Genomic DNA, 17232 nt, shown 5'->3' with positions numbered 1-17232 from the left:
CGGCCATGACTGTCCGGCTCACGCTGGTCGCGGCGGCGCGCTGCTCGGCGCTGCCGGTCGAACGCTTCGCCGACGACCGCCCGCTCGACCCGGCGGCCCGGCGCGAGGTCGCGCTCGCCGCGCCCTCCCTGGTGCCGCTGGGCGTGGCCGAGCTGCGCTACTGCTCGCCGACCGCGCGCAGCCGGGCCACCGGCGAGGCCCTGGGGTACGCGCCGATGGTGCAGCCCGCGCTGCGCGACTGCGACATGGGCCGCTGGCGCGGCTCCACCCTGGCCGAGGTCGCGGCCCGCGAGCCCGAGGCCGTCGACGCCTGGCTCGCGGACCCCCGCGCGGCCCCGCACGGCGGCGAGCCGCTGCTCGGGTTCATCGCCCGGATAGGGGGCTGGCTGGACACCCGGCCCGCGGAGGACGGCGCGATGGTCGCGGTGGCCGAACCCGCGGTCGTCCGGGCGGCGCTGGTGTACACCCTGAACGCGCCCCCGTCGGCGTACTGGAACGTCGACGTGCGCCCGCTGTCCACGGTGACCCTGACCGGCGGGGCCCACCGCTGGCACCTGAGCCTGCTGAGCCTGGCGGGGTAGCCGCGGGGGCGGGCCCGGGTGCGCCGCCCCGCCCCGGAGCCTGGCCCCCTCAGCCGAGCCGCCGCGCCACCCTGGCGGGGTTGCCCACCGCGAGCACCCCGCCGGGCAGGTCCCGGGTGACCACCGACCCCGCGCCCACCACCGTGTCCGCCCCGATGCTCACGCCCGGGCAGACGATCACCCCGCCGCCGAGCCACACGTTGTCCCCGATCGTCACCGGCTCGGCCTTCTCCCACCCCTGCCGGCGCCGCTCGGCGTCCAGCTCGTGCGTGGGGGTGAGGAGCTGGACGTTCGGCCCGATCTGGACGTCCCGGCCCACGGTGATCCGGCCGGTGTCCAGGAAGACGGCGCCGAAGTTCACGAACGTACCGGCGCCGATGGTGATGTTGTAGCCGAAGTCGCAGGAGAACGGCGGCCGTACGCGTACGTCCTCGCCGACCTCGCCCAGCAACTCCGCGAGCAGCCTGTGCCGTTCGGCGGGCGGGGAGCCGCCCGCCGCGTCGTAGGCGGCGCACCGCGCGATCCGGCGCTCGGTGTCGGCGGCCAGCTCGGGGTCGTCGGGCAGATACCACTCACCGGCCAGCATGCGCCGTTTGTTCTCACCCACGGGAGCCCTCCTCGTCTCGTGCGGCCGGGATCACCCTTACCCGTGGGACGCCGTGTCCGGAAGAGCGCCGGCCGCGCGGAGGCAGGCACATCGACCTTTGCATAAAACTGCATGACTGCGTATAGTCATGCCATCGACGAGGAGGCTTCGATGGCGGTACGAGCGGCAGTGGCCGGGGCGAGCGGGTACGCGGGCGGGGAACTGCTGCGGCTGCTCCTCGCGCACCCGGACGTCGAGATCGGCGCCCTGACCGGGAACAGCAACGCCGGGCAGCGGCTCGGCGCGCTCCAGCCGCATCTGCTTCCGCTGGCCGGGCGCGTCCTGGAGCCCACCACTGTCGACGTGCTGGCGCGCGATCACGACGTGGTCTTCCTCGCCCTGCCACACGGTCAGTCCGCCGCCGTCGCCGCACAGCTCGGCGCGGACGTGCTGGTCGTGGACATGGGCGCGGACTTCCGGCTGAAGGACGCCGCCGACTGGGAGACGTTCTACGGCTCGCCGCACGCCGGGACCTGGCCGTACGGGCTGCCCGAACTCCCCGGTGGCCGCGCCGCGTTGGAGGGGGCCCGGCGTATCGCGGTCCCGGGTTGCTATCCGACCGCGGTGTCGCTGGCGCTCTTCCCCGCGTACGGGAGCGGCCTCGCCGAGCCCGAGGCCGTGATCGTCGCGGCCTCCGGCACCTCCGGCGCGGGCAAGGCGGCCAAGCCGCACCTGCTCGGCAGCGAGGTCATGGGGTCGATGTCGCCGTACGGCGTGGGCGGCGGACACCGCCACACCCCCGAGATGGTCCAGAACCTCAGCGCCGCGGCCGGTGAGCGCGTCACCGTCTCCTTCACACCGACCCTCGCCCCCATGCCGCGCGGCATCCTCGCCACCTGCTCCGCGAAGGCGAAGCCGGGGGTCACCGGGGAGGCGGTACGGACGGCGTACCAGAAGGCCTTCGCCGACGAGCCGTTCGTCCATCTGCTCCCCGAGGGGCAGTGGCCCGCCACCGCGTCCGTGTACGGCTCCAACGCCGCGCAGATCCAGGTGGCGTACGACGGGGGCGCCCACCGGATCGTGGTGGTCACCGCCATCGACAACCTGACCAAGGGCACCGCGGGCGCCGCGGTGCAGAGCATGAACATCGCCCTGGGGCTGGATGAGACCACGGGCCTGACGATGACAGGAGTTGCGCCGTGAGCGTGACGGCAGCCAAGGGGTTCACGGCGGCGGGCATCGCCGCCGGGATCAAGGAGAACGGCAACCCCGACCTGGCCCTCGTGGTCAACCAGGGGCCGCGCCGAGCCGCCGCGGGCGTCTTCACCTCCAACCGCGTCAAGGCCGCCCCCGTCCTGTGGTCCGAGCAGGTCCTCAAGGGCGGCGCGGTCACCGCCGTGGTCCTCAACTCCGGTGGCGCCAACGCCTGTACGGGCCCGAAGGGCTTCCAGGACACCCACGCGACCGCCGAGAAGGTCGCCGAGGTCCTCGACGGGCACAGCGCGGGCGAGGTCGCCGTCGCCTCCACCGGGCTCATCGGTGTGACCCTGCCCATGGACAGGCTCCTGCCGGGCATCGAGAAGGCCGCGGCCGAACTCTCCGCGCACGGCGGCGAGAAGGCCGCCATCGCCATCAAGACCACCGACACCGTCCACAAGACGTCCGTCGTGACCAAGGACGGCTGGACGGTGGGCGGCATGGCCAAGGGCGCCGGCATGCTCGCCCCTGGCCTGGCCACCATGCTCGTCGTCCTCACCACCGACGCCGACCTGGAGGCCCCGGTCCTGGACCGCGCGCTGCGCGACGCCACCCGTACCACCTTCGACCGGGTCGACTCCGACGGCTGCATGTCCACCAACGACACCGTGCTGCTGCTGGCCTCCGGCGCCTCCGGAACCGCCCCGGAGTACGCGGAGTTCGCCGAGGCCGTCACGACCGTCTGCGACGACCTCGCCCGCCAGCTCATCGGGGACGCCGAGGGCGCCAGCAAGGACATCCGCATCGAGGTCGTGAACGCGGCCAGCGAGGACGACGCCGTCGAGGTCGGCCGCTCCATCGCCCGCAACAACCTCCTCAAGTGCGCCATCCACGGCGAGGACCCCAACTGGGGCCGGGTGCTCTCCGCCATCGGCACCACGAAGGCCGCCTTCGAGCCGGACCGCCTCAACGTCGCCATCAACGGCGTCTGGGTCTGCAAGAACGGCTCGGTGGGCGAGGACCGCGACCTCGTCGACATGCGCTACCGGGAGGTCCGCATCACCGCCGACCTCGCCGCCGGCTCCGCCGGGCCCGTCGTCATCTGGGCCAACGACCTCACCGCCGACTACGTCCACGAGAACAGCGCGTACAGCTCATGAGCGCCCGCCCGTCTCCCGCCACCACCCTTCCAAGGAATGGGCTGCGCCCATGAGTACGCGAAAGCACACCGCGCTCCCCAAGGCACGCATCCTCATCGAGGCGCTGCCGTGGCTGACCCGCCACCACGGCCGGACCGTCGTCATCAAGTTCGGCGGCAACGCCATGGTCGACGAGGCGCTCAAGGCCGCCTTCGCCCAGGACGTCGTCTTCCTGCGGCACGCCGGGCTCAAGCCCGTCGTGGTGCACGGCGGCGGCCCCCAGATCAGCGCCCAGCTCGACCGGCACGGCCTGGTCAGCGAGTTCAAGGCGGGCCTGCGCGTCACCACGCCGGAGGCGATGGACGTCGTACGGATGGTGCTCGCCGGGCAGGTCCAGCGCGAGCTCGTCGGGCTGCTCAACCAGCACGGTCCGCTCGCCGTCGGGATGACCGGCGAGGACGCCCACACCATCACCGCCACCCAGCACCGGCCCGAGATCGACGGCGAGCTCGTCGACATCGGACGGGTCGGTGAGATCACCGCGATCGACACCGGCGCCATCGAGGCGCTGCTGGAGGACGGCCGGATCCCGGTCATCTCCTCGATCGCCCGCTCCCAGGACGACGGACATGTCTACAACGTCAATGCTGATACGGCGGCTGCGGCTCTTGCGGCTGCGCTGGGCGCCGAGACCCTGATGGTCCTGACCGACGTCGAGGGCCTGTACGAGGACTGGCCGCACAGCGACGAGGTCATCAGCCGACTCACCGCCCGCCAGCTGGAGAAACTGCTGCCCGACCTCTCCAGCGGCATGGTCCCCAAGATGGAGGGCTGTCTGTTCGCCGTGCGCAACGGCGTCAACACCGCGCGCGTGATCGACGGTCGCGTCCCGCACTCCATCCTTCTTGAGATCTTCACGGACGAGGGCATCGGCACCATGGTCGTGCCCGACGACCAGCAGGGGGAAGCACAGTGACCGGTCAGGAGCTGGCCCAGCGCTGGCAGCGGGTCATGACGGACAACTACGGCACTCCGAAGCTGGCGCTGGTGCGCGGCGCGGGCGCCAAGGTGTGGGACGCGGACGGCACCGAGTACACCGACTTCGTCGGCGGTATCGCGGTCAACGCCCTCGGTCACGGCCACCCGGCCGTCGTCGAGGCGGTCTCCCGTCAGATCGCCGAACTCGGCCATGTCTCCAACCTGTTCGTCGCCGAGCCGCCGGTGGCGCTCGCCGAGCGGCTGATCGAGCTGTTCGGACGGCCGGGCCGGGTCTTCTTCTGCAACTCGGGCGCGGAGGCCAACGAGGCCGCCTTCAAGATCGGGCGGCTGACCGGCCGCGGCCACATGGTCGCCACCGAGGGCGGTTTCCACGGCCGGACGATGGGGGCGCTCGCCCTCACCGGTCAGCCCGGCAAGCAGGCGCCCTTCCGTCCGCTGCCCGGCGATGTCACCCATGTGCCGTACGGGGACGCCGAGGCGCTGCGGGCCGCGGTCACCGAGGAGACCGCGCTCGTCGTGATCGAGCCCATCCAGGGCGAGAACGGTGTGGTCGTCCCGCCCAGGGGCTATCTGCGGGCGGCCCGTGAGATCACCGCGGCCACCGGCACACTGCTGGTCCTGGACGAGGTGCAGACCGGCATCGGCCGCACCGGCACCTGGTTCGAGCACCAGCAGCACGAGGGCGTCCTGCCCGACCTCGTCACCCTCGCCAAGGGGCTCGGCGGCGGTCTGCCCATCGGTGCCACCGTCGCCTTCGGCCCGGCCGCCGAGCTGCTGACGCCCGGTCAGCACGGCACCACCTTCGGCGGGAACCCGGTGGCGTGCGCGGCCGGACTCGCCGTTCTGGACACGCTCGCCGCCGACGGAGCGCTCGACCGGGTGAAGCGGCTGGGCGAGCGGCTGCGGGGCGGAATCGAGGCGCTGGCACACCCGCTGGTCTCCCATGTCCGTGGCGCGGGCCTGCTGCTGGGTATCGTGCTCACCGAGGCCGTCGCCGCCAAGGTGCAGCGGGCGGCCCAGGATGCCGGCTTCCTGGTCAACGCGCCCGCCCCCGATGTCGTACGGCTCATGCCGCCGCTGATCATCGGTGACGCGGAGGTGGACGCGTTCCTCCAGTCGCTGCCCGGTGTCCTCGACGCGAGTGTCAACGGGGACGGACGATCCGGAGAATGAGACGACGATGACCGACGAGGCGCAGGACCAAGAGCTCGGCGGCCCCGCCGTACCGCAGACCCGCACCGCCCGGCACCGCCGGATCGTGGACATCCTCAACCGGCAGCCGGTGCGGTCCCAGAGCCAGCTCGCCAAGCTGCTCGCGGACGACGGGCTGAGCGTCACCCAGGCGACGCTCTCGCGCGACCTGGACGAGCTGGGCGCGGTGAAGATCCGCAACACCGGCGGCGAGCTGATCTACGCGGTGCCCAGCGAGGGCGGCTTCCGCACACCCAAGGCCCCGCTCGGCGAGTCGGCCAAGGAGGAGCGGATGCGGCGGCTCTCCGCGGAGCTGCTGATCTCCGCGGAGGCCTCCGCCAACCTGGTGGTCCTGCGTACGCCGCCGGGCGCCGCCCAGTTCCTCGCCTCGGCCATCGACCAGGCCGAGCTGCACGACATCCTCGGCACGATCGCGGGCGACGACACCCTGATGCTGATCAGCCGGGACCCGGCCGGCGGCCAGGCCCTGGCGGACCATCTGCTGCGGCTGGCACAGAACGACCGCTCGGCCTGAGGAGCGGTCAGTAGCGTGTGATCGCGGTCGGCCCGGACGCCGTGCCGATCGCGATGTGGGGGTGCCTGGCCGGGTCCGCCCAGGCCAGGATGGCGGCCATCGCGTCCGCCGGGACCGAGACGCAACCGGCGGTCGCCCCCTTCCCGTTGACGTGCAGGAAGATCCCCGCACCCCGCCCGCGTACCGGCCGGTCGTAGTTGAACCCGACCACCAGGGCGCGGGCGTACTGCGTGGGGAACGCGGTGATCTGCTCGGACTCGCTCGCCCGGCAGTCGGCGGGCAGCCCCTCCACCCAGCGGTTGTACGCCTGTGAGGCGGTGTCCTCGCACCACCAGGACTTCGTGGTGGCGCGACGGTAGTCGAACTTCGTCCCCCGGGGCGCGGCCGTGGTGCCGAACGCGTACGGCAGGTCGTACAGGCCGGTCGGGGTCGTCCCGGTGTTCTGCCGGCGGGCCGTTCCCTCGACCAGGCCATGGGCGCCGAACCTCGCGTCCGCCCGGCCCACCGCCACCCACAGCGGCCCGCGCCTGTCCCACCAGGTCACCCGGCCCGTGGTGGAGCCCGGCGCGGGGGCCTCGGCGGTGATCAGCTGGGTGCCGCCGCCGGTGTCGGCCATCCGGTTGGGCAGCTGGGGCGGGTGGAAGGGGCGGGAGTCGGCCGTCGCGGCCGGGGCCGCCAGCGCGAGCAGGGCCGCACCGAGTGCGAGAGCGGTACGCATCATGCCCGTGACCGTACGCGGCCCGCCCGTTGACGTCCTGCCGGGGGACCGAACCGTTACCCCGGTCGCGTGGCGCGCGTTCTCCTTCTGCCCCCCGTCGGTCCCTCCCCACCCCCTCGTTGACAAAACATACGGACCACTGCATAGTTATACCCATCACCGAATGCACCGTAAGGAGAAACCCGTGACCGAGCGCGTCGTACTCGCCTACTCGGGCGGTCTGGACACCTCCGTCGCCATCGGCTGGATCGCCGAGGAGACGGGCGCCGAGGTCATCGCCGTTGCCGTGGACGTCGGCCAGGGCGGCGAGGACCTGGACGTCATCCGCAAGCGCGCGCTCGCCTGCGGTGCCGTCGAGGCCGAGGTCGCGGACGCCCGGGACGAATTCGCCGACGAGTACTGCCTCCCGGCGATCAAGGCCAACGCCCTCTACATGGACCGCTACCCGCTGGTCTCGGCGCTCTCCCGGCCGACCATCGTCAAGCACCTGGTGGCCGCCGCCAGGAAGCACGGCGCCACCACCGTCGCCCACGGCTGCACCGGCAAGGGCAACGACCAGGTGCGGTTCGAGGCCGGCATCGCCGCCCTGGGCCCGGACCTGAAGTGCATCGCCCCCGTCCGCGACTACGCGATGACCCGGGACAAGGCGATCGCCTTCTGCGAGGCCAAGAACCTCCCCATCGCCACCACCAAGAAGTCGCCGTACTCGATCGACCAGAACGTCTTCGGACGGGCCGTCGAGACCGGCTTCCTGGAGGACATCTGGAACGCGCCGATCGAGGACATCTACGAGTACACCTCGAACCCGGCCGAGCTCCGCGAGGCCGACGAGGTCGTCATCTCCTTCAAGGAGGGCGTCCCCGTAGCCATCGACGGCAGGCCCGTCACCGTCCTCCAGGCGATCCAGCAGCTCAACGAGCGGGCCGGAGCCCAGGGCATCGGCCGGATCGACATGGTCGAGGACCGGCTCGTGGGCATCAAGTCCCGTGAGGTGTACGAGGCGCCCGGCGCGATCGCGCTGATCACCGCCCACCAGGAGCTGGAGAACGTCACCGTCGAGCGCGAGCTGGCCCGCTACAAGCGGCAGGTCGAGCAGCGCTGGGGCGAGATGGTCTACGACGGCCTGTGGTTCTCCCCGCTCAAGCGCGCCCTGGACGGCTTCATCAACGAGGCCAACCAGCACGTCACCGGCGACATCCGGATGACCCTGCACGGCGGTCGCGCCGTCGTCACCGGCCGGAAGTCCGAGGAGTCGCTCTACGACTTCAACCTCGCCACCTACGACTCCGGCGACACCTTCGACCAGTCCAAGGCGCAGGGCTTCATCGAGATCTTCGGCCTCTCCTCGAAGATCGCCGCCAAGCGCGATCTGGCGTAACGGCGACGCGTTGTACAGGCCGCCTCCCCGACTTCGCGGCGGGGAGGCGGCGGCATATCCACCCTTGTGAGGAGCAGCAGCTGTGAGCAGCAACAACGGTGACGTCCGGCTCTGGGGCGGCCGGTTCGCCGACGGACCCGCCGAGGCGCTGGCGAAGCTGTCCGCGTCGGTCCACTTCGACTGGCGCCTCGCGCCGTACGACATCGCCGGCTCCCGCGCCCACGCGCGCGTGCTGCACAAGGCGGGCCTGCTCACGGCCGACGAGCTCCAGCGGATGACCGCCGGTCTGGACCGGCTGGAGGCCGACGTCGCCGACGGCTCCTTCACCGGCACCATCGCCGACGAGGACGTTCACACCGCCCTGGAGCGGGGCCTGCTGGAGCGGCTCGGCCCCGACCTCGGCGGCAAGCTGCGGGCCGGCCGCTCCCGCAACGACCAGGTGGCCACGCTCTTCCGGATGTATCTGCGCGACCACGCCCGGATCATCGGCGGCCTGGTCGCGGAGCTCCAGGACGCGCTGGTGGGTCTCGCCGAGGCGCACCCGGACGTGGCGATGCCCGGCCGCACCCACCTCCAGCACGCCCAGCCGGTGCTCTTCGCCCACCACGTCCTGGCCCACGTCCAGTCCCTGTCCCGGGACGCCGAGCGGCTGCGGCAGTGGGACGAGCGCACGGCGGTCTCCCCGTACGGCTCGGGCGCGCTCGCGGGCAGCAGCCTCGGCCTCGACCCGGAGGCGGTCGCCGCCGACCTCGGCTTCGAGCGCGGCAGCGTGGCCAACTCCATCGACGGCACGGCCTCCCGCGACTTCGTGGCGGAGTTCGCCTTCATCACCGCGATGATCGGCGTCAACCTCTCCCGGATCGCCGAGGAGGTCATCATCTGGAACACGAAGGAGTTCTCCTTCGTCACCCTGCACGACGCCTTCTCCACCGGCTCCTCGATCATGCCGCAGAAGAAGAACCCGGACATCGCGGAGCTGGCGCGCGGCAAGTCCGGCCGCCTGATCGGCAATCTGACCGGTCTGCTGGCGACCCTGAAGGCGCTGCCGCTCGCGTACAACCGGGACCTCCAGGAGGACAAGGAGCCGGTCTTCGACTCCTGTGACCAACTGGAGGTGCTGCTGCCCGCGTTCACCGGGATGATGGCGACGCTCACGGTCAACCGGGAGCGTATGGAGGAGCTGGCGCCCGCGGGCTTCTCGCTCGCCACCGACATCGCGGAGTGGCTGGTCAGGCAGGGCGTGCCGTTCCGGGTGGCGCACGAGGTCGCGGGGGAGTGCGTCAAGGTCTGCGAGGCGCACGGCATCGAGCTCGACGAGCTCACCGACGAGCAGTTCGCCGAGATCTCCGAGCATCTGACGCCCGAGGTGCGGACCGTCCTGAACGTCCCCGGCGCCCTCGCCTCCCGGGACGGCCGCGGCGGCACCGCCCCCTCGGCCGTCGCCGTCCAACTCGCCGAGGTCAAGGCCGACCTGGCCGTCCAGCACGCCTGGGCCGACGCCCGGAAATGACATACCGGTACGGGGTGTGCGCGCCGCGCATGCCCCGTACGGATGGAGTGCGCCGCCGATGTCGATCAGCGGCGCCCTTTTCGTGCGACGATGGTCCCTTCGGCGGTGAGGGAGTTGGACGTGGGGGACGTGGCGGTCGGCGCGCAAGAAGGACACGGGGACGCCGAGCGGCCCCAGCCGGGACCGGCGGGAACCGAGGGGCTCGACCGGCCCCAGGGACCCGGGGGGACGGCAGATTCCGGTCCGGCGCCCGATGCGGCACCCGACGGGACGGCCGACGGAACGCCCGGGACCGACGGGGAGGCCACCGGGCCGAAGCCCAGGCAGCGCTCCTTCTGGAAAGAGCTGCCGCTGCTGGTCGGTATCGCGCTGATCCTCGCCCTGCTGATCAAGACGTTCCTGGTGCAGGCCTTCTCGATCCCCTCGGACTCGATGCAGAACACGCTCCAGCGCGGTGACCGCGTCCTGGTGGACAAGCTGACCCCGTGGTTCGGCTCCGAGCCGGAGCGCGGCGAGGTCGTCGTCTTCCACGACCCCGGCAACTGGCTCGAAGGCGAGCCCACCCCGCAGCCCAACGCCGTGCAGAAGGTGCTGAGCTTCGTCGGGCTGATGCCGTCGGCGGAGGAGAAGGACCTGATCAAGCGGGTCGTCGCGGTCGGTGGCGACACCGTGGAGTGCAAGGGCACCGGCCCCCTCAAGGTCAACGGCAAGGCCCTGGACGAGCCGTACGTCTTCGCCGGGAACACCCCGTGCAGCACCGACCCGGAGAGCCAGTTCAAGATCACCGTGCCCAAGGGCCGGATCTGGGTGATGGGCGACCACCGGCAGAACTCGGCGGACTCCCGCTACCACCGGGACCAGTCGGGCGGCGGCTCGGTGCCGGTCGACAAGGTGGTGGGGCGCGCGCTCGTCGTCGCCTGGCCGCTCGACCGCTGGAACACCCTGCCGGTCCCGAGCACCTTCGGCCAGCAGGGCATCGGCACCGTCGCCTCGGCGGCGCCCGCCGCGCTGGGCCTGCTGGGTGCGGCCCCGGTCGTCCTGCTGCGCAGGCGCCGGCGCGCCGGTCGCTGAGCCATCGGCGGGCCAGGGGCCCGGACGGTCCGCACGGACCGTCCGGGCCCTTCGCGTCAGGCCCCGACCGTCCCGTCGATCCCCTCGCGCAGGAAGTCGGCGTGGCCGTTGTGGCGGGCGTACTCCAGCAGTACGTGGACCATCACCAGCCGCAGCGAGACATCCGTGTCCCAACGGGGGTTGTGCGCGACCACGTCCAGCGACTCGGCCTCGCGCTCGATGCGGCGGGAGTGCTCGACCTCGGCCTGCCAGCGGGCGAAGGCGTCCGCGCGGGTGGCGCCGCTCGCGTCGTAGGCCACCTGGTAGTCGTTCACGTCCGAGTAGACCAGCGTGATGTCCTCGGCGCCCACGACCCTGCGGAACCAGGTGCGCTCCACCTCGGCCATATGGCGTACCAGACCGAGCAGCGAGAGCGTCGACGGCGGCATGGACGTGGTGCGCAGCTCCTCGTCGGACAGGCCCTCGCACTTCATGGCCAGCGTGGCGCGGTGGTAGTCGAGGAAGGCCCGCAACGTCTCGCGCTCCCCGGCGAGCAGGGGCGGCGGTATGCGGTCGTCGGTCACTACGGGTCCTTCCGGTGGGCGGGCGGGGCGCCCGCCACGCTAGTGATCCAGAAGCCGTGAGTCGACGGGAATTCGAGCCGCCGGGCCGCCGAATCCCCGAATGAGACATCTATGTCTCATTCGGGCTATGGTTGTCTCATGACTGTGGACCGTGACCAGGTGCTGCGCACGGCAGCCGCCCTGCTCTCCCGCAAGGCGACCGCGACGATGGACGAGGTGGCCCGTGCCGCCGGCATCGGGCGCGCCACCCTGCACCGGCACTTCGCCGGGCGGGACGCGCTGGTCCGGGCGCTGGAGAACTTCGGTATCGAGCAGTTCGAGGACGCCCTGGACGCGGCCCGGCTGGACGAGGGGACCGCCCCGGAGGCGCTGCGCCGGCTGATCGCCGAGGTGGAGCCCGCCGCCGGACTGCTCGCCTTCCTCGTCACCGAGAACCAGCTCTTCGAGGGCGACCAGATGAACGAGGGCTGGGCCCGGCTCGACGCGCGCGTCTGCGCGCTCTTCCGGCGCGGCCAGGAACAGGGCGACTTCCGGATCGATCTGACCCCGGCTTGGCTCACCGAGGCCCTCTACGGCCTGATCGGCACCTGCGCCTGGGCCGTCCAGGTCGGACGGGTCGCCGCGAACGACTTCCAGCACATGATCGTCGAGTTGCTGCTCGGCGGAGCGCGACGGAGCGTGGAGAAATGACCAGTACCACTTCCCGGCCCGAGTCCGCGCACGAGACGCGGCAGCCGGGCCGCTGGCTCGCCCTGGCCGTGCTGGTGCTGGCGGTGCTCCTCGTCGCCGTCGACGCCACGGTGCTGGGCCTGGCCACCCCGTTCCTCAGCGAGGACCTCAAGCCGTCGGGGACGCAGCTGCTCTGGATCGGCGACGTCTACTCGTTCGTCATCGCGGGCCTGCTCGTCTCCATGGGCAGCCTCGGCGACCGGATCGGCCGCAAGCGGCTGCTGCTGTGCGGCGCGGTGGCCTTCGGCGCGGTCTCGGTCCTCAACGCGTACGCCTCCAGCCCCGAGATGATGATCGTGGCGCGGGCGCTGCTCGGTGTCGCGGGCGCGACCCTGATGCCGTCCACGCTGGCGCTGATCCGGAACATCTTCCACGACCCGCGCGAGCGCAGCCTCGCCGTGGGCATCTGGGGCGCGGCGGCCTCGGCGGGCGCCGCCGTCGGGCCCGTGGTCGGCGGCTTCCTGCTGGAGAACTTCTGGTGGGGCTCGGTCTTCCTGATCAACCTGCCGGTGATGGCCGTGCTGGTGCTCGTCGGCATCAAGCTGCTGCCCGAGTCGCGCGATCCGAGCCCCGGCCCCTGGGACCTCGGGAGCGTGCTGCTGTCACTGGTGGGCATGGTCGCGGTGGTGTACGCGGTGAAGGAGGCCGCCGTCCACGGCTTCAGCCCGAGGATCGCGGGGGTCGCCGCGGTGGGGGTACTGGCCCTGGTCTGGTTCGTACGCCGTCAGCTCACCCTCGAGTCGCCGCTGCTGGACATGCGGCTCTTCCACCACCGGGGCTTCTCCGGCGCGGTCCTGGCCGACCTGCTGACCATCCTGGGCCTGTCCGGGCTGGTGTTCTTCCTCTCCCAGTTCCTCCAACTGGTCCAGGTCCGCTCGCCGCTGGAGGCCGGTCTGATCGAACTGCCCGCGGCCGTCGGCGCGGTGGGCGCCGGTCTCGCGGCGGGTTACGTGGCGCGCCGGGCCTCGGTGCGCAGTGCGGTTGCCGGAGGACTGGCGGCGGTGGGCGCGGCGCTGGCCGCCTGTATGGCGGTCACGGCCGACACCGGGGTGGTGGCGCTCGGCATCGCCCTGTTCGTGGGCGGCCTCGGCGCGGGTCTCGCCTTCACGGTCACCGCCGACGTCATCCTCTCCAGCGTGCCGAAGGAGCAGGCGGGGGCGGCCTCCGCGGTCTCCGAGACGGCGTACGAGCTGGGCGCGGCCCTGGGCATCGCGCTGCTCGGCTCCGTGGTGACGGGGATCTACCGCGGCTTCACCGCTCCGGCGGACCTGCCCGCGGGGGTGTCCGACGCGGCGCACGACTCGCTCGGCGGCGCGGTGGACGCGGCGGCCCGGCTCCCCGCCGAGCAGGCGGCCCCCATGCTGAGCGCCGCCCGGGACGCCTTCACGGACGGCTTCCAGACGGCGGCGGCGGTGGGGAGCGGGGTGCTGTTCGCGACGGCGGTCGCGGCGTGGTTTCTGCTGCGGGGGCAGCGTCTGGAGGAGGGGTTGGAGCACCCCTAGCATGTGCGGGCGCGGTGTCCGTTTGTCTTGGTCCGGTGGTTCCCAGGGGCGCGGGAGGTGCGGAGGTGCGGGCTCGACCCCGTGTTTCCCAGGGGCGCGGGGAACCGCGCGCTCAGCCCAGGACGGCCCGCAGCCGACGGACTGCATGAGTCCCGGCTGCGGGCCGCCTGTGGCTGGTCGCGCAGTTCCCCGCGCCCCTGAAGGGCTCGGCCGCTACGCCGCCTTCGCCTTTGTGGCGTACATGTCCACGTACTCCTGCCCGGACAGTCGCATGACCTCCGCCATCACCGAGTCCGTGACGGCCCGCAGCACATAGCGGTCCCGGTCCATCCCCTCGTACCGCGAGAACTCCATCGGCTCACCGAAGCGGACGGTCACCTTGCCGGGGCGCGGCAGCCCCGCCCCACCGGGCTGGATCTTGTCCGTGCCGATCATCGCGAACGGCACGACCGGCGCGCCGGTCATCAGCGTCAGCCGGGCGATGCCGGTGCGGCCCCGGTAGAGGCGGCCGTCGGGGGAGCGGGTGCCCTCCGGGTAGATGCTGAAGACCTTGCCCTCGTCCAGCACCTGACGTCCCGTCATCAGCGCCGCGACACCGCCGTGGCCGCCGTCGCGGTTGACCGGGATCATGCCGACGCCGCTGAAGAACCAGGCCATCAGACGGCCCTTGAGACCCTTGCCCGTGACGTACTCGTCCTTGCCGATGAAGTACACCGGACGGTCCAGGCACACCGGCATGATCATCGAGTCGATGAAGGTCAGATGGTTGCCCGCGAGGATGACCGGACCCGTCCCCGGGATGTTCTCGACGCCCTCCACCTGCGGACGGAACATCAGGCGCATGATCGGTCCGAGCACTGCCTTGATGAGCGCGAGTCGGGACAACGCTTTCCTCCGGTGTCGTGGGCTGACGGGTCCGCGCGGAGTGAGGTCCGCGCAGGTGAGGACGATACTCGCGGGCGCCGTCCGATCGCACATCGGGTTCACACGGTGGATACGCGATGTTGACACGTGTTCGCGCCACGTTCCGCCCCGATTGGCCGAAAAGGCTCCCCCGCTTAAGGGGGATACGCCTACGCTCGTCCCCTCCCGTTGACAGGTGCGGGACAGGCGATCAGGCACGGCACACACCACTTCACAAGGAGCGTTCATGACACAGGGTGAGCGGATGAGCCCCGGGCGGCGCACCGTGCTCGGCGCGGCGGTTCTGGGCACGGCGGCCACCGGGCTGCCCGCCGCGACCGCGAGCGCGCGGCCCCGGGAGAACGGCGGGGCGCGCCGCCACGGCACGTACAGGGATCTGCCGGTCCCGTACGTGATAGGGCACCGCGGCACCGCCGGATACCGTCCCGAGCACACCCTCGGCTCCTACCAGCACGCCCTGGACCTCGGCGCCCATGTGATCGAACAGGACCTCGTCCCCACCAGCGACGGGCATCTGGTCTGCCGTCACGAGAACGACATCACCGCTACGACCGATGTCGCCGACCGCCGTGAGTTCGCGGGCCGCAGGACCACCAAGAAGGTGGACGGCGCCACCGTCACCGGCTGGTTCACCGAGGACTTCACGCTCGCGGAGCTGAAGACGCTGCGGGCCAAGGAGCGCCTGCCCGCGGTGCGGCAGCGCAACACGCTCTACGACGGCCGCTGGTCGGTTCCCACCTTCGAGGAGGTCCTCCAGTGGGCCGAGCGCGAGGAGCGCCGCCTCGGCCGCCGGATCTGGCTGCACACCGAGACCAAGCACCCCACCTACTTCCGCGGCATCGGGCTGCCCCTGGAGGACCGGGTCGCCAAGCTGCTGCGCCGGTACGGGCGCCACCGCGCCGACTCCCCCCAGTTCCTCCAGTCGTTCGAGCCGAGCAGCATCCAGCGGCTGAGCCGTCTGGTGGACACCCCGTCGGTGGTCCTGCTGTCCGGCACCGGCACCAAGCCGTGGGACTTCGTGGTGAGCGGCGACCCGCGCACCACGGACGACCTGGTCGAGCCCGAGGGCCTGAGGTGGATCGCCTCGTTCGCGCAGGGCATCGGCCCGACCCTGGACCTGATCATCCCCAAGGACGCGGCGGGCCGGCTGACCACGTCGACCACCCTGGTCCGGGACGCCCACGCGCACGGGCTGATCCTGCACCCGTACACGATGCGCGACGAGAACACCTTCCTGCCCGCCGACTTCCGGCGCGGCACCGACCCCAACGCCTACGGGGACGCGTTCGGCGCGTTCCGGACGTACTTTGCCACCGGGATCGACGCCGTGTTCTCCGACAACGCGGACACCGCACTGCTCGCCGCCGCGGACTTCCGGGCGGGGCACCCGCCCCGCGGTTAGCACGGGCGTACGGGCCTTCACGTACGGGTGACGTACGGCCGCCGTCGAAACCGCCCCCGACCGTGGCCGCGTCCCGCCCGGCATGGACCTCGTCAAAGAGCTGAGCCCGCTGGTGGCCGCCGAGGCCGCCGCGGAGGCGCCGGGAGCCGGAGTCGACCCCGCCGACCTCGAACAGGACGTCTGGGTGCGGCTCCTCGAAAGCCGTCCGGCGGACCCGCTGCCCTGGGTGCGCTGGGCCGTCCGGGCGGAAGTCAGACGAGCCCGCCGCCGGGCACGGCGCGAGCTGCCGTTCGCCGCCGAACCGGCCGCCGACCCGGAATCGGGCCCGGAACGCACGGTTCTGAGCGAGGAGCTGAGCCGTGCGCTGCGTACGGCCGTGGCCAGGACGCCGGGAAACTGCCCCCGGCTGCTGACCGCACTTCTCTCGCCCAGCGACCCCACTTACCGAGAAATCGCAGGGGAGTTGGATATCTCACAGGGGAGTCTGGGGCCGATGCGTTCCCGTTGCCTGGGATGCCTGCGCAGAATGCTCGCGGCGGAGGTTGCGGCTCCTGACCCGCGGGGAATGGAGCGTTAGACAACCGGTGGACGGGTGAGCGGAAGGCATGCACACATGGGCATGAGTGTGACCATCTCTGCGGCGCGTGAGGGTGACTGCGAGCAGATCCTCAAGCTTCAGTACCTCTGCTACCAGAGCGAGGCGGAGCTCTACGGCGACTACTCCATCGAACCGCTCACCCAGACGCTCGACGGCCTGCGCAGCGAGCTCGGCGGCGGCTACGCGCTGGTGGCGCGGCTCGGCGACGAGGTGGTCGCGTCGGTCCGGGGCAGCGTGGACGCCTCGGGTACCGGCCGGATCGGCAAGCTGATCGTGCACCCCAGGATGCAGGGCCACGGTCTGGGCAGCCGGCTGCTGAGCGCCATAGAGGAGCACTTCGCGGGCCGGCTGTCGGCCAAGCGGTTCCAGCTCTTCACCGGCCACCGCAGCGAGTCCAACCTGCGGCTCTACCGCAAGCACGGCTACGCGCCGGTCGCCACGGAGGCGGCCGGCCCGAAGCTGTCGGTGATCACCCTGGAGAAGGACGCGGCTGCCCCGCAGTTCGTCGCCAGCGCCTAGGTGTGTTGTCCCGGGACGTTGGTGACACGCGTGCTGGGTGCTTGAACGAGGTGAGGGCCTTCTGGCTCGGTGTGGATTGCGACATCTGCA

General features: G+C 71.8%; 18 protein-coding genes. 14 read left to right on the top strand and 4 right to left on the bottom strand.

The features are described 5' to 3' along the window. Positions 1 to 5: 5 nt before the first annotated feature. On the top strand, positions 6 to 581 hold the full coding sequence (locus tag ACZ5ID_RS22245) for a histidine phosphatase family protein (protein WP_468900625.1): 576 nt from the start codon (positions 6 to 8) through the stop codon (positions 579 to 581). A 49-nt stretch (positions 582 to 630) separates the two neighbouring features. Here the strand turns inward: ACZ5ID_RS22245 and ACZ5ID_RS22240 are convergent, their stop codons facing one another. After that, complete coding sequence (locus ACZ5ID_RS22240; protein WP_468900622.1) at positions 631 to 1188, bottom strand: sugar O-acetyltransferase; 558 nt, start codon at positions 1186 to 1188, stop codon at positions 631 to 633. A 150-nt stretch (positions 1189 to 1338) separates the two neighbouring features. Here ACZ5ID_RS22240 and argC point away from each other — a divergent pair, with 150 nt between their 5' ends. From argC to ACZ5ID_RS22215, 5 genes are read left to right on the top strand one after another with little or no spacing between them, the layout of a single operon-like run. Beyond that, the gene (gene argC / locus ACZ5ID_RS22235; protein WP_468901086.1) at positions 1339 to 2370 is read left to right on the top strand and encodes an N-acetyl-gamma-glutamyl-phosphate reductase; all 1032 of its coding nucleotides are present in this window, start codon (positions 1339 to 1341) and stop codon (positions 2368 to 2370) included. After that, positions 2367 to 3524 carry a bifunctional glutamate N-acetyltransferase/amino-acid acetyltransferase ArgJ gene (gene argJ / locus ACZ5ID_RS22230; protein ID WP_468900619.1) on the top strand — a complete coding sequence of 386 codons (1158 nt, stop codon included), beginning with the start codon at positions 2367 to 2369 and terminating at the stop codon, positions 3522 to 3524. The genes argC and argJ overlap by 4 nt, the downstream gene beginning before the upstream one ends. Positions 3525 to 3573: 49 nt before the next feature. Beyond that, positions 3574 to 4479: an acetylglutamate kinase gene (gene argB / locus ACZ5ID_RS22225; RefSeq protein ID WP_406552231.1), complete on the top strand. Its 906-nt coding sequence runs from the start codon at positions 3574 to 3576 to the stop codon at positions 4477 to 4479. Then, positions 4476 to 5675, top strand: a complete 1200-nt coding sequence (locus ACZ5ID_RS22220; RefSeq protein ID WP_468900616.1) for an acetylornithine transaminase — start codon at positions 4476 to 4478, stop codon at positions 5673 to 5675. The genes argB and ACZ5ID_RS22220 overlap by 4 nt, the downstream gene beginning before the upstream one ends. A gap of 7 nt (positions 5676 to 5682) precedes the next feature. After that, entirely contained in the window at positions 5683 to 6228 is a 546-nt protein-coding gene (locus tag ACZ5ID_RS22215) for an arginine repressor (protein ID WP_406552229.1), read from the top strand. Between the two features lie 7 nt (positions 6229 to 6235). On the opposite strand, the gene ACZ5ID_RS22210 is transcribed toward ACZ5ID_RS22215, so the two are convergent. Next, the gene (locus ACZ5ID_RS22210; RefSeq protein ID WP_468901083.1) at positions 6236 to 6946 is read right to left on the bottom strand and encodes a L,D-transpeptidase family protein; all 711 of its coding nucleotides are present in this window, start codon (positions 6944 to 6946) and stop codon (positions 6236 to 6238) included. 184 nt (positions 6947 to 7130) lie between these two features. Here ACZ5ID_RS22210 and ACZ5ID_RS22205 point away from each other — a divergent pair, with 184 nt between their 5' ends. From ACZ5ID_RS22205 to lepB, 3 genes are all read left to right on the top strand, one after another. Then, the gene (locus ACZ5ID_RS22205) at positions 7131 to 8324 is read left to right on the top strand and encodes an argininosuccinate synthase (protein WP_468900612.1); all 1194 of its coding nucleotides are present in this window, start codon (positions 7131 to 7133) and stop codon (positions 8322 to 8324) included. Between the two features lie 82 nt (positions 8325 to 8406). Next, positions 8407 to 9834 carry an argininosuccinate lyase gene (gene argH, locus ACZ5ID_RS22200; protein WP_468900609.1) on the top strand — a complete coding sequence of 476 codons (1428 nt, stop codon included), beginning with the start codon at positions 8407 to 8409 and terminating at the stop codon, positions 9832 to 9834. 120 nt (positions 9835 to 9954) lie between these two features. Next, on the top strand, positions 9955 to 10905 hold the full coding sequence (lepB, locus tag ACZ5ID_RS22195) for a signal peptidase I (RefSeq protein WP_468901081.1): 951 nt from the start codon (positions 9955 to 9957) through the stop codon (positions 10903 to 10905). Between the two features lie 56 nt (positions 10906 to 10961). Here the strand turns inward: lepB and ACZ5ID_RS22190 are convergent, their stop codons facing one another. Beyond that, complete coding sequence (locus tag ACZ5ID_RS22190; RefSeq protein WP_468900606.1) at positions 10962 to 11468, bottom strand: DinB family protein; 507 nt, start codon at positions 11466 to 11468, stop codon at positions 10962 to 10964. Positions 11469 to 11606: 138 nt separating this feature from the next. Between ACZ5ID_RS22190 and ACZ5ID_RS22185 the strand changes: the two genes are divergently transcribed. Then, on the top strand, positions 11607 to 12158 hold the full coding sequence (locus tag ACZ5ID_RS22185) for a TetR/AcrR family transcriptional regulator (protein WP_468900603.1): 552 nt from the start codon (positions 11607 to 11609) through the stop codon (positions 12156 to 12158). Next, positions 12155 to 13699 carry an MFS transporter gene (locus ACZ5ID_RS22180; RefSeq protein ID WP_468900600.1) on the top strand — a complete coding sequence of 515 codons (1545 nt, stop codon included), beginning with the start codon at positions 12155 to 12157 and terminating at the stop codon, positions 13697 to 13699. Before ACZ5ID_RS22185 ends, ACZ5ID_RS22180 begins: the two co-directional genes overlap by 4 nt. Before the next feature lie 213 nt (positions 13700 to 13912). On the opposite strand, the gene ACZ5ID_RS22175 is transcribed toward ACZ5ID_RS22180, so the two are convergent. Next, positions 13913 to 14584 (bottom strand): lysophospholipid acyltransferase family protein, encoded by a 672-nt coding sequence (locus ACZ5ID_RS22175; RefSeq protein WP_406552222.1) that lies wholly within the window; start codon positions 14582 to 14584, stop codon positions 13913 to 13915. Positions 14585 to 14849: 265 nt separating this feature from the next. On the opposite strand from ACZ5ID_RS22175, the gene ACZ5ID_RS22170 reads away from it, so the two are divergent. The 3 genes from ACZ5ID_RS22170 to ACZ5ID_RS22160 all read left to right on the top strand — a co-directional run bounded on the left by ACZ5ID_RS22170 (position 14850) and on the right by ACZ5ID_RS22160 (position 17142). Further along, the gene (locus ACZ5ID_RS22170) at positions 14850 to 16025 is read left to right on the top strand and encodes a glycerophosphodiester phosphodiesterase (RefSeq protein ID WP_468900596.1); all 1176 of its coding nucleotides are present in this window, start codon (positions 14850 to 14852) and stop codon (positions 16023 to 16025) included. A gap of 82 nt (positions 16026 to 16107) precedes the next feature. Continuing rightward, positions 16108 to 16602: an RNA polymerase sigma factor gene (locus ACZ5ID_RS22165; protein ID WP_406552220.1), complete on the top strand. Its 495-nt coding sequence runs from the start codon at positions 16108 to 16110 to the stop codon at positions 16600 to 16602. A 36-nt stretch (positions 16603 to 16638) separates the two neighbouring features. After that, entirely contained in the window at positions 16639 to 17142 is a 504-nt protein-coding gene (locus tag ACZ5ID_RS22160) for a GNAT family N-acetyltransferase (protein ID WP_468900592.1), read from the top strand. Positions 17143 to 17232 lie beyond the last annotated feature (90 nt).

It is taken from the genome of Streptomyces sp. NPDC031670, assembly GCF_055580545.1.
The sequence above is the reverse complement of the archived record's forward strand: the minus strand, read 5'-3'. Positions and strand labels throughout refer to the sequence as shown.

Excerpts from the sequence above, each read along its gene's own strand:
- argB (WP_406552231.1), top strand. The coding sequence starts at position 3,574 with ATGAGTACGCGAAAGCACACCGCGCTCCCCAAGGCACGCATCCTCATC.
- argC (WP_468901086.1), top strand. The coding sequence starts at position 1,339 with ATGGCGGTACGAGCGGCAGTGGCCGGGGCGAGCGGGTACGCGGGCGGG.
- ACZ5ID_RS22185 (WP_468900603.1), top strand. The coding sequence starts at position 11,607 with ATGACTGTGGACCGTGACCAGGTGCTGCGCACGGCAGCCGCCCTGCTC.
- ACZ5ID_RS22170 (WP_468900596.1), top strand. The coding sequence starts at position 14,850 with ATGACACAGGGTGAGCGGATGAGCCCCGGGCGGCGCACCGTGCTCGGC.
- ACZ5ID_RS22180 (WP_468900600.1), top strand. The coding sequence starts at position 12,155 with ATGACCAGTACCACTTCCCGGCCCGAGTCCGCGCACGAGACGCGGCAG.
- ACZ5ID_RS22160 (WP_468900592.1), top strand. The coding sequence starts at position 16,639 with ATGGGCATGAGTGTGACCATCTCTGCGGCGCGTGAGGGTGACTGCGAG.
- ACZ5ID_RS22210 (WP_468901083.1), bottom strand. The coding sequence starts at position 6,946 with ATGCGTACCGCTCTCGCACTCGGTGCGGCCCTGCTCGCGCTGGCGGCC.
- ACZ5ID_RS22165 (WP_406552220.1), top strand. The coding sequence starts at position 16,108 with ATGGACCTCGTCAAAGAGCTGAGCCCGCTGGTGGCCGCCGAGGCCGCC.
- ACZ5ID_RS22245 (WP_468900625.1), top strand. The coding sequence starts at position 6 with ATGACTGTCCGGCTCACGCTGGTCGCGGCGGCGCGCTGCTCGGCGCTG.
- ACZ5ID_RS22215 (WP_406552229.1), top strand. The coding sequence starts at position 5,683 with ATGACCGACGAGGCGCAGGACCAAGAGCTCGGCGGCCCCGCCGTACCG.